A 15,923-nucleotide genomic window follows, 5' to 3' on the forward strand; every position below is an offset into this window, starting at 1 on the left:
TTACCGGTCAAAATGACCGTCATTTACTGAGTTGTTTGTGTCCATATCGCATAGTAAGCCAAAAAATACGCCAAATTCTAAAGAAAATCCTTCTTCAGCTATTAATAATTCTGAGTCAGCGATTGATTCGTCTGCTGTCGAAAACGATTCTGCTAATCAGCTTGCTCAAGAAAATCTAACGGAACAAGCTACTTCTGATGAATTAAGCTTTGTCCATGATGCAGTGCTGTTAGAAGAAACGGTTGCTGCCGTATTGGGTGTCAAATCATTGCCGAAGCAAAAAGGCGATGCTGAACAAAGCAGTGAAAGCCAAAACAGCTTAAAAATGAGTGGCATTTACGTCGATGCAACCTTTGGACGTGGCGGTCATAGCCGCTTGCTACTTAGTCAACTAGCCGATGATGCGACTTTAATTGTCTTTGATAAAGATCCAACCGCCATTAGTGTGGCGCAAGCGTTGGCAACTACTGATAGCCGTGTAAAAGTAGTGCATGACAGTTTTGCGACATTGACTACTAGTTTGGCGGCAATGGGTATCACTCAAGTTGATGGTTTGATGGCAGATTTAGGTATTTCATCGCCGCAAATTGACGATGGCAGCCGTGGTTTTAGCTTTATGCGTGACGGCGCGGTCGATATGCGCATGGATACCAGTCGCGGACAGTCGGTTGCCGAGTGGTTAGAAACGGTCGATGATGAAACCTTAGCCAATGTGCTTTATGATTTTGGTGAGGAGCGCCATAGCCGCCGTATTGCGCGTGCTATTAAGCAGATGGACAGTTACGACTCTACTTTGGCATTGGCGGAAGTAATTAAAGTCGCGCATCCAAAATGGCAAAAAGGCAAACATCCAGCAACGCAGAGTTTCCAAGCGATGCGAATTTTTATCAATAATGAGCTTGGTGACGTTGATGAATTTTTAGCACAAAGCATTCCGGTTTTAAAAACAGGTGGACAGCTGGCAGTGATTAGTTTTCACTCCTTAGAGGATCGCCGTATCAAGCAGTTTTTACAGCGTCATAGTAAAGGGCAATATCCAGAAGATGAGAATTTGCCGATGCCACCCAACCGCCCACGTTACTTTAGTAAGCCTCAACGTATAGGTCCAAGTAAAGCAGAAATAAGTCAAAATCCACGCTCGCGAAGTGCATGGTTAAGACTAGCGACTCGTACCGATACTGATTATGGCGTAGATATTGAAGCATAAAAACGCTTATCAAATTATGTGGTTAAAATATGACTGAATGTTTTAAAGATTACGCGGCTGTTAAAAAGCTGTAAACATTGTCTGCTAGGCTCAACAGTTGATTTTGTTTCGACTTGTTAGGTTTTTAGGTTTTGACTCGGTTTTTAACGTCGTTGCTTTGCCCGACTTTTTTTTGATATGTTTTCTATTGTCCTGGTTTTAATTTTGTTGATAGTGCGGATGCAGTGGCTGAATCTATCTAACGGATAGCAGCGCTCGTTAGCAGTTATTTTTTATATATTGTAGTTCACTTTTTTGAGATGGTCATGGCAATATCTGACAAACCTGCAAGCCGCCGCCCCGCAACCCAACCCAATGCCGATGTTGGCGAGCTATTTGTGCGTAAATTTAAAATAGCAAATGTTTATGTGGCTATATTAGTGCTGTTAGCGGCTGCTATTGTATGGAGTGGCATCAAAACGGCTGAAGGGGTTCAGCAATATCATCAGGATTATAAGACCTTGCAAGACATGAAAAAACAAGAGCGCAAGTTACAAGTTGAGCATCAGCGTTTGTTGATCGAGCAGCAAACCTTTAGCGCAACGCCGCAGATTGCCAGTCGTGCGGTTGCCGAGCTGGGTATGTTTTCACCGACCCTCAAAGACAAACTGATTATTCAGCCGGGTGCCGCAACAGCCGTTGCGCTGATTGATCCTGATGCCAGTACTTCAAAAACCGCAGCTACGAATGATTCCGATGTTTTCGAAACTGATGTTGCGAGTGATACACCCGTCAAGGCTACTACTACCGATTCTGACTTAGTGGAGGCAGGGCAATGAGCGATAAAAAAACCAACGCCAAACCTGCCAGTAAAAAAACCGCCAGTGTTAAAGTAACTAGTGGTAAGGTGACTAAGCCCCTACGCCGTGCCAGTGCCGCAAAGTCAGGACAAACGAGCCAAAAGCCAGATGATAAGTCAGCTGGCAATCGCAAAGCTAAGTTATTTGGTCGCCTAAACAAAGATGAAGAGCAGGGCGCCTATACCAGTGTCAAAAACCTAAAAAGCAAAAGATCATTTTTGGGCAAAGCGTCTGGCGCTTCCTCTCGCGGCGGTGTTGAACAAGATAAATATCGTTTTCGTCAAATTTGGGCAGTAGCGTTGCTGATTTTAGTGGCGTTAATTGGTCGTGCTTATTATTTGCAAATTGCTAATGCTCAATTTTATCAAGACAAAGGCAATGAGCTTATCACCAGCGTACGTACGCAAAAATCTTATCGCGGTATGATTACTGATCGCAATAACTTGCCGTTAGCCGTCAGTGCGCCACTAGCGACAGTCTCTTTTAGTCCGCACGATTATGCCCGTGAATATTACGAGCTAAAACGCATCATCTTGACCAATCCTGAAAGTCCACAGCTTATCGCCCGTATGCAAAAGCGCTTGGATAATATGGATTTGATCACACTTGCCGCTGCTGCCAATATCTCGGTAGATGAGCTCAAAAAAGTGACAGCTATTGACCCTAATTTAGATGTAACGGATGAGGAAGCTGTTAAAGCAGCACTGCCATCGGGTGCAGGCTCGCACTATCTGCCACTTTTGAACAAAGTGACGCCAGAGATTGCCCAAAGTGTCAGCTCGCTTGATTTCCCTGGTGTACATGAGAAAAACTTCTTCCAGCGTTTTTACCCACAGCCGCAGCCTAATTCGCAGCTACTGGGCTTTATGGGACAAAATGCCAATGACCCTGAAGGTGGTTACGAGGGGCGTGCAGGTATCGAACGCCAATATGAAACTGAGCTGGCAGGCGAGGATGGCAAGGTTTTAGTACTCAAAGATGCCAAACAAAATAGCTTAAAAGAGATTAAGCAGGTTAAACCAGAAGTACCAGGCAAAGATGTGGCTTTAACGATTGACTCACGCCTGCAATATTTGCTTTATAAAGAGCTGGAAAAAGCAGGGCGCTTGCAAAAAGCACGTTGGTCAACCGGTATGGTAGTTGATGTGCAAACTGGTGAGGTACTGGCGCTATCGACATGGCCATCATTTAACTCCAATAACCTGAATGAGATGACCGGTGAAAATCAGCGTAACCGTGCGCTGCTTGATGTCTTTGAGCCTGGTTCGGTAATGAAACCCTTTACCGTTGCTGCGGCTTTAGATTCAGGAAAGTATACGGCCACTTCTTTGATTGATACCAACCCTGGCTCCATCCGTGTTCGTGGTTACACCATTCGTGACCATAATAATTTGGGGCGGATTACATTAGCAACGCTACTACAGAAATCGAGTAACGTCGCCTCGACTAAGATTGCTTTGTCGCTACCGGCTGATGGCATTACCAGTATGCAAAAGCAGTTTGGATTTGGCTCAAAAACACCGCTGCAATTTCCGGGTGAAGGTAGTGGGCTTGTAGTCACACCGAAAGAAATAGAAACCTCGCGACGGGCAACGGTCAGTTATGGCTATGGTATCCAAGTAACGCTGGCACAGATCGCGCAAGCTTACTCAGCGCTGGCGGCAGGTGGCGTGATGCATCCGCTCACCTTGACTAAAGATGGCAAAGCGCCGCCAAGTAAACGTATTATGGCGCAAGACCAAGCAATGGCCATCGTACAGATGATGGAAAGTGTCACTGAGGACGGTGGTACTGCTAAAGGAGCTGCTATCGATGGCTACCGTGTTGCCGGTAAAACAGGAACCTCGCGCCGTATCAATCCCAAAGGCGGTTATTATACGGATCAGTATCGTAACGTCTTTGCTGGTATGGCACCAGCGTCCAATCCACGTCTGGTCGGTGTCATGTTAATCGAAGACCCACGTGGTCAGATTTATGCTGGTTTGACCGTCGCACCTGTCTTTCATAATGTGATGAAAGAGGCACTGCGTTTGTATAATGTGCCGTTAGATAAGCCGTTAAAAACGGTCGCTCAGTAGTTGTTCATTTTATAATGTTAAGCTTTCAATTATTTTATGTGTTTTAACCTTTTAGGATGTACTCATGACCTTGTCACCTTCATTGCCAAGCCTTACGGCTGTCACCTTGCAGCAATTGTTTGATGCTAAAGATAGTAACAGCCATAAACTACAGCAGGCATTGGCGGCGATGATTGCATCCGCTGAGCAAGGCTCATCTGCTCAGTCCGCTTCAAATTTAATAGGTTCAATTACTGACACTCCATTCAATCAGTTTTTTTTAGACAGCCGTCAGCTCGTATCAAAAGATGTGTTTATCTTATTAAAAAGTCATATACCCAACTGCCAAAAAAGTCGTGCCTACCTTTTTCAAGCCGCTAACAATGCGGCTTTTATCCTATCAGAAATCGACCCTTTAGCTTTGCTTGCTACCGCTAATGTCCCGCCTCATGCTAATCTTAAATTGACTACTGATAATGCAAAATCCATAGCACAGCAGCAACTCACAGCGCTACCTTGCCCAGTTTTATATGTACCTAATATTCGTGATTTTTTGGGCGATTTGATTCAAGCGCGTTTGCAGTATCAACAGCCTGTGACATTGCCAGCTGTCGTGGCAGTGACGGGCACCAATGGCAAAACGACTATCAGTCAATTGGTTGCGCAACTTACCCAGCTCACCGGCATGAGCAGCGGGATTATGGGTACGGCGGGTAATGGCAGGCTAGGTGCTTTGGTACAAGCCAGCCATACCACGGGTGACGCATTAGCTGTGCAACAGTTCTTGTATCAGATGGGTGTTGAGAATACTGAACTACTAGCATTGGAAGCCAGCTCACACGGTTTGGATCAGCAGCGTCTGCAAGGTATGCCGGTATCGGTGGCAATTTTTACCAATTTGAGCCGTGATCATTTGGATTATCATGCCGATATGACAGAGTACGCGGCAGCCAAAGCCAAGCTCTTTGATAAAGCACATTTTCCAGATTTGACCCACGCTATTATCAATATTGATGACGATTATGCGCAGATAATGCTGGATACAGCGCAGGCCAGTAATTTGACAGTTTGGACATATAGCTTAGATTCATCAAAAACAGCCACCTTTGTCGCAGCTGATATTAAACCAAGCTTACAAGGTGTTGAGATTAGTCTACGTACTGATTTTGGCGATGAAAAAATTAATAGTTTAAATGTTGTTAGCCCTTTACTGGGTCGCTTTAACGTGGCGAATTTACTTGCCGCGATTGCCGCAGCGGTAGCCTTAGGGATTAGTTTGGAGCGCATTGCAACCGTTATGCCGCAACTACAAGGCGCGGTTGGGCGTATGCAGCGTGTACCATCTAAAGACGGCTGCTTTATTGTTGATTATGCTCATACGCCAGATGCATTAAGCCAAGTACTTGCTAGTCTCAAGACTCATTGTAAAGGTCAGTTATGGGCGGTGTTCGGCTGTGGTGGTGACCGTGATGCTGGCAAGCGTCCATTGATGGCGCAAGCGGGACTGATAGGCGCGGATAAAGTTGTTTTGACGGCGGACAATCCACGTACCGAAGACCCAAATATGATTTTGCAAGATATGCAGGCAGGAATGAGTGCTGAGCAATATCAGCGCACCCATATTGAGCCTGCACGCCAAAAAGCCATTGAATATGCCGTTAGCCAAGCAGCGATAGAGGACATCGTCGTTATCGCGGGTAAGGGTCACGAAACTTATCAAGAGATTAATAACGTCCGTTATGATTTTGATGACAGTGTTATTTTGCATAACGCTTTGGCTCAAGCTGGACGCGTGTAAAACATAACAGTATTAAACCGATTCTTTATATTTTCACATATTCATATTTAACGATAAAAATAACTAATTTTATATTAAGTAGTCATCATATAAGGTAATTACTATGACAGCCGACAACGAGAATAGCATTCAGTCGCAAGGGCTGTATGTTTGGCAAGCAGACAATCTGCTGGCAGCAACTGCGTCAGTGGATGGACATTGGCAGCTAAATGACGGGCAAGCAGCCTCAGAAAGCAATGTAACGAGCACTCGTATTGCCACCGATACCCGCACGATAAAAGCGGGCGATATATTTTTGGCGTTAACGGGCGATAATTTCAATGGTCACGATTATATCGAGCTAGCTGCCTCACAAGGAGCGGTTGCTGCTATTGTCTCAAAGCCTGTTGCTACTACACATTCAATTGCACAGCTGGTTGTCAGTGATACCCGTTTAGCCTTAGGGCAATTGGCGTCTTATCGCCGTCAGCAGCATCAAAACTTGACCGTGATAGCCATCACTGGCTCCAGCGGTAAGACTACTTGTAAAGAGATGCTCGGTAGTATCTTTGGTAGATTAGCACCGACATTGATTACCCGTGGCAATCTCAATAATGACTTGGGTGTACCGATGATGCTTCTTGAGCTATCGGATCACCATCGCTATGCTATTTTAGAGTTGGGAGCCAATCACATCGGTGAAATTGCCTACACCACAGAGATTGTTCGTCCCGATGTGGCTTGTATTCTGAACATCGGTACTGCCCATCTGGGTGAGTTTGGTAGCCGTGAAGGGATTTGCCAAACCAAAGCAGAGATTTATCATACCTTGAGTGACATGCAATACGCGATTGTCCCAGATAAGGACGATTTTACAAACCAGCTCCGCCGTATTGCTGAAAAGCATACCTCACATGTCATCGGTTTTGGTAACACCGATGTCAGTGCAAGTCACTTAGATGTCGAGCCTGAGCGCAGTGAGTTTAAGCTGCATATTGGCAATCAAGTCCATGATATTAACCTGCCACTAGCAGGGGAGCATAACGTCAATAATGCCTTGGCGGCGGCGGCTTGTGCTCATGCCTTGAATATCGACGTCGATGATATTGTAATTGGACTTGAGAATGCGCGTCCTGCCAAAGGACGGCTGAACAGTCAGTTGCTTGGTATGCATCGCTTGATTGATGACACTTATAATGCCAACCCACATTCGGTGCGTGCTGCTGCAAAAGTACTAGCAGCGCAAACTGGCACGCAAGTAATGGTGCTTGGTGATATTGCTGAACTCGGTGAGGCGGCAATTAGTGAGCATCAAAGCTTGGGTCGTACCATTGCAACCGCAGGTATCGATGTTCTGCTTTGTGTCGGTGAATATGCGCCTTATACGGTGGCAGGTGCGCAAGAAATTGCGGACATCAGCGCTCATGCTTTCGCTGATAAAGATAGTTTATTACAGTATTTACAGTCTTACTTGCAAGCGCAACAGGCTCAGCCCTGTACGGTGTTGTTTAAAGGCTCGCGTTCCATGCAGATGGAAACACTTATTAATGCGCTAGTCGAGGAGTAGGCGGTGTTAGTTTGGTTATTTAGTTGGCTAGGTCAGTATTATACCCCGTTTTATGCGGTTTCATCATTGACGCTACGTGCGTTGCTAGCAGTTATTACCGCCCTTGCTTTTAGCATGATTTTTGGTGGGCGGGTCATTCGGCGCTTGCGTGCTCTTAAATATGGTCAAGCAATTCGCAATGACGGTCCGCAATCGCATTTAGCAAAAACGGGTACCCCGACCATGGGTGGGGTACTTATTTTGAGCGCGATTGGTGTCTCGACTTTATTGTGGGCACGTTTAAACAATCCTTATATTTGGATTTTACTTATCGTCATGGTCATTTTTGGTGCGGTAGGTTGGGCGGATGATTGGCTCAAAATTAAATATAAAAACCCCACAGGCTTAATTGCCCGCAAAAAATATTTTTGGCTGTCGATGGGCGCATTATTCGTCGGTATCTCTTTATATTATATCGCGACATTACAGCCAGATATTACTACGACTCGCGAAATGCAGGATTTACTAATACCCATCTTTAAAGATTGGATGATTCCATTTTCAGCGGTACCGTTTGGTATTGGCTTTATTATCTTTACCTATTTTGTGATTAATGGTGCCTCCAACGCTGTCAACTTGACCGATGGCTTAGATGGCTTAGCGATTTTGCCGGTAGTTTTAGTTGCGGCAGGCCTAGGCGCTATGGCATATGTTTCTGGTGACGTACGCTTTGCTGATTACTTGCACGTACCTTATATCGCCTATAACTCTGAAGTGATTATCGTCTGTGGCGCCATGATTGGCGCAGGGCTAGGGTTCTTATGGTTCAATGCCCATCCAGCGCAAGTATTTATGGGTGATGTTGGTGCGTTATCACTGGGCGCAATGCTTGGTACGATTGCAGTCATGACCCGTCAAGAAATAGCTTTTGCGATTATGGGCGGGCTGTTCGTTGCCGAAGCGCTGTCGGTGATAGTACAAGTCGGTTCGTATAAGCTACGCAAAAAACGTGTCTTTCGTATGGCACCGCTGCATCACCATTTTGAAGAAATCGGTTGGAAAGAAACCCAAGTGGTGGCAAGGTTTTGGATTATCGCCATTATCTTGGTAATCCTTGGCTTGATGACGTTAAAGCTGCGTTAAGCTGCCAACAAGATAAAATAAGCAATAAAAAAGCCATCTCAAATCTATTGAGATGGCTTTTTTATTGCTTATTCTCTATCAATTTTTCTCATACCTTTTATTACTTACCATGGCTGAATTTTGTTAAAATAGAAGCCATATTGCTATGATTTGAGATGCTTGTGTCGCTATTTATTTGTCCCCTTTGTCAATCACCACTACAGCCAGCAGCTGATACTTGGCGCTGTGATGGTAGCTTAAACCCTAAGAAAACCGCGCATCCGTTTGATGTCGCGCGTCAGGGTTATGTTAATTTGCTACCTGTGCAACAAAAGAAGTCTAAAGCACCGGGTGATAGCCAAGCATCGATTGAGGCAAGAAAACGTTTTTTAAATGCAGGGCATTATCAACCATTACAGGCATTGATTTGCCAAAAAATGGCGGAATTGCTAGTAAAAGACGAGTTAATATCTAAGCAAAAAAGCAAGCCAGTCAATTGGCTAGATATCGGTTGCGGCGAAGGTTATTACACCCAAGCTATGGCTCAGACGGGTATGGATACAATCATTGCAGCAGATATCAGTAAACCTGCTGTGGTAGAGCTTGCTAAAGCGAATAAGGCTACACATAGTCTGTGGTATCAGAAAGAAGTAACTGTTGATGCTAAGTTAGCTGAAGGCTCTAAAACAGCCGTCATTTATCCCTTAGTAACTAGCGCCGCGCATTTGCCATTACGCAAGCATAGTATCAATGGGATTAGTAGTATTTTTAGTCCTATTTTGCCAACAGCATTTAATGATGTATTAACTAGTAAAGGTTATTTAATCATTGCTAAGCCAGATGCGGGGCACTTATCAGCGGTGCGTGAGGCTTTATTTGATGACGTTCGTGAGCATGATTCTGATAAATTTTTGCAAGATTTAGCCCCTTATTTTACGCTGCTGAATACCTATAACGTCAGTACTGAATTGACGTTATCAGCAGATGATTTAGCTGACTTACTGACCATGACGCCTTATGCATATCGTGCACGTAGTGAGAAAAAACAGGCGCTACTGGCTTCAGTTGTAACCGAAAAATTTGCAACTGAAGCTAAGTTTATTGTCTATGTTATGCAAAAAACAGTGATTGTATAAGATCGCTTATCGCTATGTTACCTTATAAAACGGGACCCATGGTAGCAATGATATTATTCCAAATTCTATAAGACAGTGGCCAGTTTTTCACCTCTTCACGTGTCACTTCATCTGAGTCAGCGATATATTGATATTGGCGCTCGATAATATCCGCTGTCAGCTTTTTATCGCTAAAGACAATATTATTCTCATAATTCAAATCAAAGCTACGCAAATCTAAATTGGTTGAGCCAATCAAACCAATTTCGCCATCAACAGTTAGGGTTTTGGCGTGCAAAAGTCCCGGTTTATATTCATAGATTTTTACGCCCGCTTCAAGCAATTGCCAATAATAACTGTGACTGGTCGCGGCGACGATAAAGGAGTCGTTTTTCTTAGGAAAAATCATCGTCACCTCAACGCCGCGATAGGCAGTCGCGCATAAAATACTGACGAGTGAATAATCTGGGACAAAATAAGGCGTGGAGATAATCAGCGTGTCTTGGGCTTGACTAACTAGGGCACCCAAAAACTGTGGCGTTGTACCATGACGCTGGGTAGGACCGTCTGAGAAAACTTGCGCAGGGAAGCCGTTTGGTTTTGGTGTGCTGTCATAATAGAAGCTATCAAGCGGCGTATCGGGATTTTCAATCAACCAATCACTGGCAAATAACATCTGATTTTGCGCAACGACAGGTCCTTCGACGCGTAACATAATATCGACCCACGGGGCAAATTTTGGCTTTACCATAAACTCAGGATCAGCGCAGTTTCGACTACCCGAGTAGCCAATTTTGCCATCAATAACGGTAATTTTGCGGTGATTACGCAGATCAATACGGCTAAACAGCAATACTTTTATCAAGTTACTCAGCGGCAGGGCAATACTAACTTGTACACCAGCATCCTTCATTTCTTGCCATATCTTTGAGCTGACCATCTTGCGTGAGCCCATGCCATCGACCATCGCACGACAAGTCACACCGCGCTTTGCAGCTCGAATAAGCGCTTGCGCGGTATCAATACCCATCCCATCGACGAGCCAAATATAATACAGCACGTGAATGTGGTCGGTTGCGGCATCAAAATCGGCAATCATGCGTTTACGAGTTTCAGTCGCATCCGCCATTAACTCTGCCTGATTACCTTCCATGATATTAAAACCAGTGGCTTTTGCCGCGTAAGCAAAGGAAGCCTGATAGGCAGGCTTGACTGCTTTTACTAATGTTGTTTCATTACCAAGAACGCTTGGGCTATGAGTATTTAATTGTTTGATAATATCGTCGCGTTTTTGCGTAAAGTCACGACCTAAATGTACTTCACCAAACATCCAGTAAATCACTACCCCAAAATAAGGTAAAACAAACAGGATGACAATCCATGCCAATCTGGCAGGCGAGGTCAAATCATGACGAGATAACACTCGTAAAGAGATCGTTATTAGCAGAATAAAATGTATGGTCAATAAGATGTCTACTATCATAATGGCTTGCCTTATTATTATTTTATGTCCAAATCATCAGTCGCTTTCATCTATCACAAAAAGTACAGATATGTCATCGCTTCAATATTCTTTAAATAACCAACCACTAACAAAAGCAAAGTACTCGCGAAACCATGCATTGTAGCGAATCGATAGTGGAGTAAGGCTGGCGAGCATAATAGGTTGCAAATAACCTTGATGACGAGCGATGCTTGCTGCGCGAATAATATGAAAGTCGCTGGTCACAATAGCGATGGGCGCTGCGAGAGAAATGCCTTTTGCTGCCAATAGCTCTTGGCTATAAATCAGGTTTTCTGCTGTGCTCGTGCTCTTACCTTCTTGCACAATACGCTCAAGAGGAATGTCATACGTATCATGTAAATAGCTTGCCATAATATTGGCCTCGCTATGTGTTTGACCAAAACCCATGCCACCACTTGTGATTGCCAGCGCATTTTTCTGTGAATTAATAAGAGGTGCAGCGGTATCTAAGCGTTTAGCAAGGGTTGGTGTCGGCTTACCTGCGACCGTACCTGACCCTAGAACAATGATGGCAGCAACTTCAGGTATGGGGTTAGCGCTTTGTTTAATCTGCTGCTGTAATACGTAAATAAAGATGCCAAAACTGATCAGCCAAATAGAAAAAATGATCCATAACGCATACCAAATATAGCTTAACCAACGGTGTTGGTGCATAAATATTATTACGCTATGCCAAAAAATTCCATGCGTAACAAAGGCTATACCTAATAAAAGAGGGACGACAGAGCCAAAATTTATCTTACCAACCGCTATTAAAATAGCACAGTCAACGATGATAACGCTGCCAATAGTAACTAATACAACTCGCGATAATAGGATAAGTTTTTTGGGAATAGTTATACGATTATTTAAAGGCAATATATTCACTGGGTCTTCTATTATGCTATTGATTTGGACGCTATAGCGCGTCTGATAAGAGATTGATTGATGCCATGATAACGTACCGCGTTTTAAGATGACGTCTTATTGTTGTTACTAACAAACAAACTGCACGCTTCTGTAGTGGTTTATTCATTCTATTGAAGGTTCTAATCTTGGAAATACTAAGAATTTTTATGAAAAAACTATTTAGAAGAAACAGATCTCGAACAGCTAGTGGGTATTCAAGTCTTATGAAAGAGTTATTTTGCAATAAAAAATGCACCTATCATTAGGTGCACTTTTTATTTTAGGATAGACTTGGTAATTAATAATTCACGTTTATAGTAACGGTATCAGAGTAGTTATCTGGTTTGAAGTCGGCAGTAGGGACCGTGATAAACACCTCATGTGTTTTGTTTGATCCAGTACCGAAATCCGCCACGCCATTGCCTACAGTAGTAGAGGTAGCAGTGTTGCCCCATATAGTTCCGTTAATACCAGCGGTAGAACGAAGCTGATATGGCACTTTGTCTAAATTACCGCCAGTTCCACTCATCACACCTGCCACAGTTGTGGAGTTATTAAAAGGTTTTAAACCAATATAGTAAGAGCCACCATCAGTACAATTGACTGTAATTGCACTACTATTACTTCCTGTAATATTGGTCTCACTTGCTGAGCGAGGACCTAAGTTAACGTCGGAAGTAGCAGTGATTGCACAGCTAGGTTCAATAGCAGCTTGAACTGTAAATGGAAACCTATCTAATCCTTGTGCACCCGTTGCGCAGTTTAGGCCGGATAAATTTTCGTTGGCTCTAAACGTTAAAGCAGTATGGTTACCATTGCCAAAGTTATTGGTATAGACTCCTTGTCTAGCGTTAGTGCTCCCACCATCCATAGAAAAACTAATAACTTCACTACCTGTTACAGTAGAGTTTGCACCAACACTAAGTAAGCCAGAATTGTATTCCGAACCAGTTCCATTGCCTCTAGTACTCCAAATAGCCCCGCTAGGTAATGTCATAGTGAAGTTCAAGCGGCGAGCAGCGTTACTACCAGTGCCGGGTCTCTGCATATAACGCGTGTTTTTATTTGAATGAATAAAGTGGATTGCTCATATTCATTAGGGTCAAATAGTATTTAGAGACCCGAAAAACAAGTAATACTTTTTTCCTTCCTATCAAATATTAAATTTGTATAACCCATTTCCTCAACTTCGTAACCACTAGCATTATTTTTCATTACTTGCAGAGGATCGTCTGGGTAACTGTCAACTTTCGGCAGTTTAAATTGTGGACGTAGTGCGGTGAATTTAGTATCTTTAAAATAGAGCTTTAAGTGCCCCCACTCGTATCCTGCCAAATACTCAAGCTTCAACAAAGGTTTTCCAAAAGCAGTCGCATTTTTTAGAGTGTAGGTAGTGATTTGTTCACCATATCCATCAATTTCATTGGTTTTATCAACTCTAAATTTTTTGCTGGCTATAGAGGTTTTGTAACGTGCCGGTAGCTTATCCGTTGGGTTAGGAAAATTACATCCTGACATCATTGGTTTTAAGTAGGGTGTCCAATCCGTTGCGGCATTAGCGCTTGCTGTTTGTCCTAAAAATACCATACCCAAAACTATAGCTAATTTTTTCATATCTTTTGCTCTTATACAATGATTGCTAATTTTAATTTGATCCGTGTTTCATATCGACTACAACAACATTTTTTCTTCAGTTAACAGCGCTTTCATTAAATTCGTCTATATTTCCTAGAAATAGCTCCCAATCAGAACCGTCACTATCTAAGAATAGTAGTTCTCCTGTGAGGGCATCGTACTAAAGGTCCTCTAGTAGTAGGCTAGCAATATCATTCTCATCTACGGGTTAATCAATATACCCGCCATTATTGTTATTGTGTTCAGTTATATTGTCAGATGGATCTATGACTTAAACTACTATTTCAGTTGGCTTTATTTAATTATCTATCTACAGCTCTTTTCAGCCTTGGACTTACCTAATACACCACTACCTTCTGCGTATATCTTTCCAAGATCATTATAAGCAGTACTGTAATTGTAAGCCTTATTCTAAATTAAACTTTAGTTCATTTTACAGACACATATTTATTGCTAGAATATTTCTAATCGGTTATAGTCACGCTCTTAAAGTAACTTACAGTAAACTCAACAGGCTTGCAATGGCTAGTTATATTGATACAAATCTAACGTCTAATGGGTTAATTTTAGGATTTACGCAAACTTTAAAGAAGGCGGCCTTAATTGCTGACAGAGATGATTATCGAGTAAGCCCTGAATTTAAAATCTAGTAAAGAAATTATAAAGGTAGCTAGAAATTTTAATTAAGAGAGTGAGTTATGAAAAAGGCTATATTGACACTTTTGTGTTTGTTAACTGTTCAAGTTAGTAATGCTGAAATTATTAAAGTGAATGGGGAAGGTGCTACACCTATTATCAAAAAAGATCTGAATGGCACACGTAATCAAGCATACAACAATGCAAAAACTGATGCTGTTATTGCTCTCATTAAGCGTATTAATGGTCCGCAGGCGATGAATGAAGCGAGTCAATACTTAAATGACATTGTAAAACAAGTTGACAGTAACTATGTGCTAAACCGAGGCAGTAGTACCAACAGCAACAATGAATTAGTCACTCAAGTTAGTCTGGAAATGGATGACCAAGAATTTCGTTCAATTCTTAATGATTTAGGATTGGCAAAGAAAAATAGTCGAACCAGTCCGATTATGATTGTGATGGATGAATACTTCGGCGTACCAAAAGACAACTCTAAGCCAGTTAAAGAATTCACTTCTTATTTTTCAGATCGTAGCTATAGCTATGATGAAGATGCAAGTTACAAAGCTAGTGAAAGTGCTAAAGCCAGTGCGTCGGATTCTTATTCATCAAAAGGACGCTCGGCTGCCGCCTCAGGTTATGCTTATGATAATTATTATGGGGCTGGTGTAGGTGTTGCTGCCCGCTCATCAAGCCATAATAATTCAGGTAAATCAGCATCCTCAAGTAGCTACAATGCTAGTGAGTCGGCAAATTATAGCCAATCTGAAAGTCAAAAGGATATTCAAAGTTTTGTGAAATATGTGGAATATCAAACACCAAGTACTAAAGCTGAGCGTAATAATCAAACATTAAATTCAATTGCAAGTTCTGCATCTCGTTATGATTTGCGGTTGCTCGACTCTGACCGTTTCAGAAGTCAGTATTTAAATGGTCGTAGTATGACGATTCAACAACTAATGAGTGATGTAGAGCTTAATAAGCTAGTAATCGCGGCGCGTAAAGAAAAAGCGGACTGGTTTATGGCTGGTAGCTCTTATATTTATGATCGTGGTCGTTCCAGTGCCACGGGTCAATTTGTCTGCGATGGTGCTGTAAGTTTTAAAATTTATTCAGTAGATGATTCAACTTTAATGGGTGGGGAAACTCGTACAGAGTCATCGACAGGTGCGACCACAGATTCATGCCGTACCAATGTAGCAAAGAAACTAGGTGAATTAGCAGTTAGCCAAGTTGGACCACAGATTTTAGGTTATGCAAAAAATCGCTCTATGTACGGTAAAGAAATTACCATTTTTGTGAAAAGTGTTTCTGGTAATGTTTCTTCACGTCTAGGGGATGATTTGTATATTGCCTTAGATGAAATGGATGGCGCAGAAAATATCGATATTCGCACCCAAGACGGCAAATTGGTTGAAATGACCATGACCTATAAGAGTGAAAAACCGATTAGTGCAGAATTGGCTAAAGCGCTACGTAAAGTAAGCCCAACGTTATCAAGTGCCGAGCGATTACTAGCTGGAAATACGATCACACTCTGCATCGGTGGTACACAGTGCACATAAAATTCAAA

12 protein-coding genes are annotated in these 15,923 nt (G+C 42.7%); 8 read left to right on the forward strand and 4 right to left on the reverse strand.

Features of this window, described 5'->3' with window-relative positions:
• Nucleotides 1–37: 37 nt before the first annotated feature.
• The 7 genes from rsmH (at nucleotide 38) to ACMHKH_RS02460 (ending at nucleotide 9,684) form a co-directional block, all read left to right on the forward strand.
• Nucleotides 38–1,207: a 16S rRNA (cytosine(1402)-N(4))-methyltransferase RsmH gene (rsmH, locus tag ACMHKH_RS02430; protein ID WP_413519089.1), complete on the forward strand. Its 1,170-nt coding sequence runs from the start codon at nucleotides 38–40 to the stop codon at nucleotides 1,205–1,207.
• 305 nt (nucleotides 1,208–1,512) lie between these two features.
• On the forward strand, nucleotides 1,513–2,025 hold the full coding sequence (locus ACMHKH_RS02435) for a cell division protein FtsL (RefSeq protein ID WP_413519090.1): 513 nt from the start codon (nucleotides 1,513–1,515) through the stop codon (nucleotides 2,023–2,025).
• Entirely contained in the window at nucleotides 2,022–4,124 is a 2,103-nt protein-coding gene (locus tag ACMHKH_RS02440; RefSeq protein ID WP_413519091.1) for a peptidoglycan D,D-transpeptidase FtsI family protein, read from the forward strand. Before ACMHKH_RS02435 ends, ACMHKH_RS02440 begins: the two co-directional genes overlap by 4 nt.
• A 64-nt stretch (nucleotides 4,125–4,188) precedes the next feature.
• Nucleotides 4,189–5,901: a UDP-N-acetylmuramoyl-L-alanyl-D-glutamate--2,6-diaminopimelate ligase gene (locus tag ACMHKH_RS02445; protein WP_413519092.1), complete on the forward strand. Its 1,713-nt coding sequence runs from the start codon at nucleotides 4,189–4,191 to the stop codon at nucleotides 5,899–5,901.
• 103 nt (nucleotides 5,902–6,004) lie between these two features.
• On the forward strand, nucleotides 6,005–7,447 hold the full coding sequence (locus tag ACMHKH_RS02450) for a UDP-N-acetylmuramoyl-tripeptide--D-alanyl-D-alanine ligase (RefSeq protein ID WP_413519093.1): 1,443 nt from the start codon (nucleotides 6,005–6,007) through the stop codon (nucleotides 7,445–7,447).
• 3 nt (nucleotides 7,448–7,450) lie between these two features.
• On the forward strand, nucleotides 7,451–8,569 hold the full coding sequence (gene mraY, locus ACMHKH_RS02455; RefSeq protein WP_413519094.1) for a phospho-N-acetylmuramoyl-pentapeptide-transferase: 1,119 nt from the start codon (nucleotides 7,451–7,453) through the stop codon (nucleotides 8,567–8,569).
• Nucleotides 8,570–8,724: 155 nt separating this feature from the next.
• The gene (locus ACMHKH_RS02460; protein WP_413519095.1) at nucleotides 8,725–9,684 is read left to right on the forward strand and encodes a putative RNA methyltransferase; all 960 of its coding nucleotides are present in this window, start codon (nucleotides 8,725–8,727) and stop codon (nucleotides 9,682–9,684) included.
• A 22-nt stretch (nucleotides 9,685–9,706) separates the two neighbouring features.
• On the opposite strand, the gene cls is transcribed toward ACMHKH_RS02460, so the two are convergent.
• From cls to ACMHKH_RS02480, 4 genes are all read right to left on the reverse strand, one after another.
• Nucleotides 9,707–11,146, reverse strand: a complete 1,440-nt coding sequence (gene cls / locus ACMHKH_RS02465; RefSeq protein ID WP_413519096.1) for a cardiolipin synthase — start codon at nucleotides 11,144–11,146, stop codon at nucleotides 9,707–9,709.
• Between the two features lie 81 nt (nucleotides 11,147–11,227).
• On the reverse strand, nucleotides 11,228–12,022 hold the full coding sequence (locus ACMHKH_RS02470; protein WP_413519173.1) for a YdcF family protein: 795 nt from the start codon (nucleotides 12,020–12,022) through the stop codon (nucleotides 11,228–11,230).
• Nucleotides 12,023–12,374: 352 nt separating this feature from the next.
• Nucleotides 12,375–12,947, reverse strand: a complete 573-nt coding sequence (locus ACMHKH_RS02475) for a spore coat U domain-containing protein (protein WP_413519097.1) — start codon at nucleotides 12,945–12,947, stop codon at nucleotides 12,375–12,377.
• Between the two features lie 242 nt (nucleotides 12,948–13,189).
• The gene (locus ACMHKH_RS02480) at nucleotides 13,190–13,690 is read right to left on the reverse strand and encodes a hypothetical protein (RefSeq protein WP_413519098.1); all 501 of its coding nucleotides are present in this window, start codon (nucleotides 13,688–13,690) and stop codon (nucleotides 13,190–13,192) included.
• Between the two features lie 743 nt (nucleotides 13,691–14,433).
• Between ACMHKH_RS02480 and ACMHKH_RS02485 the strand changes: the two genes are divergently transcribed.
• Nucleotides 14,434–15,915 carry a hypothetical protein gene (locus ACMHKH_RS02485; protein ID WP_413519099.1) on the forward strand — a complete coding sequence of 494 codons (1,482 nt, stop codon included), beginning with the start codon at nucleotides 14,434–14,436 and terminating at the stop codon, nucleotides 15,913–15,915.
• Nucleotides 15,916–15,923 lie beyond the last annotated feature (8 nt).

The sequence above is a fragment of the Psychrobacter glacincola genome, from assembly GCF_965118485.1.
Classification (GTDB): Bacteria; Pseudomonadota; Gammaproteobacteria; order Pseudomonadales; family Moraxellaceae; genus Psychrobacter; species Psychrobacter glacincola_D.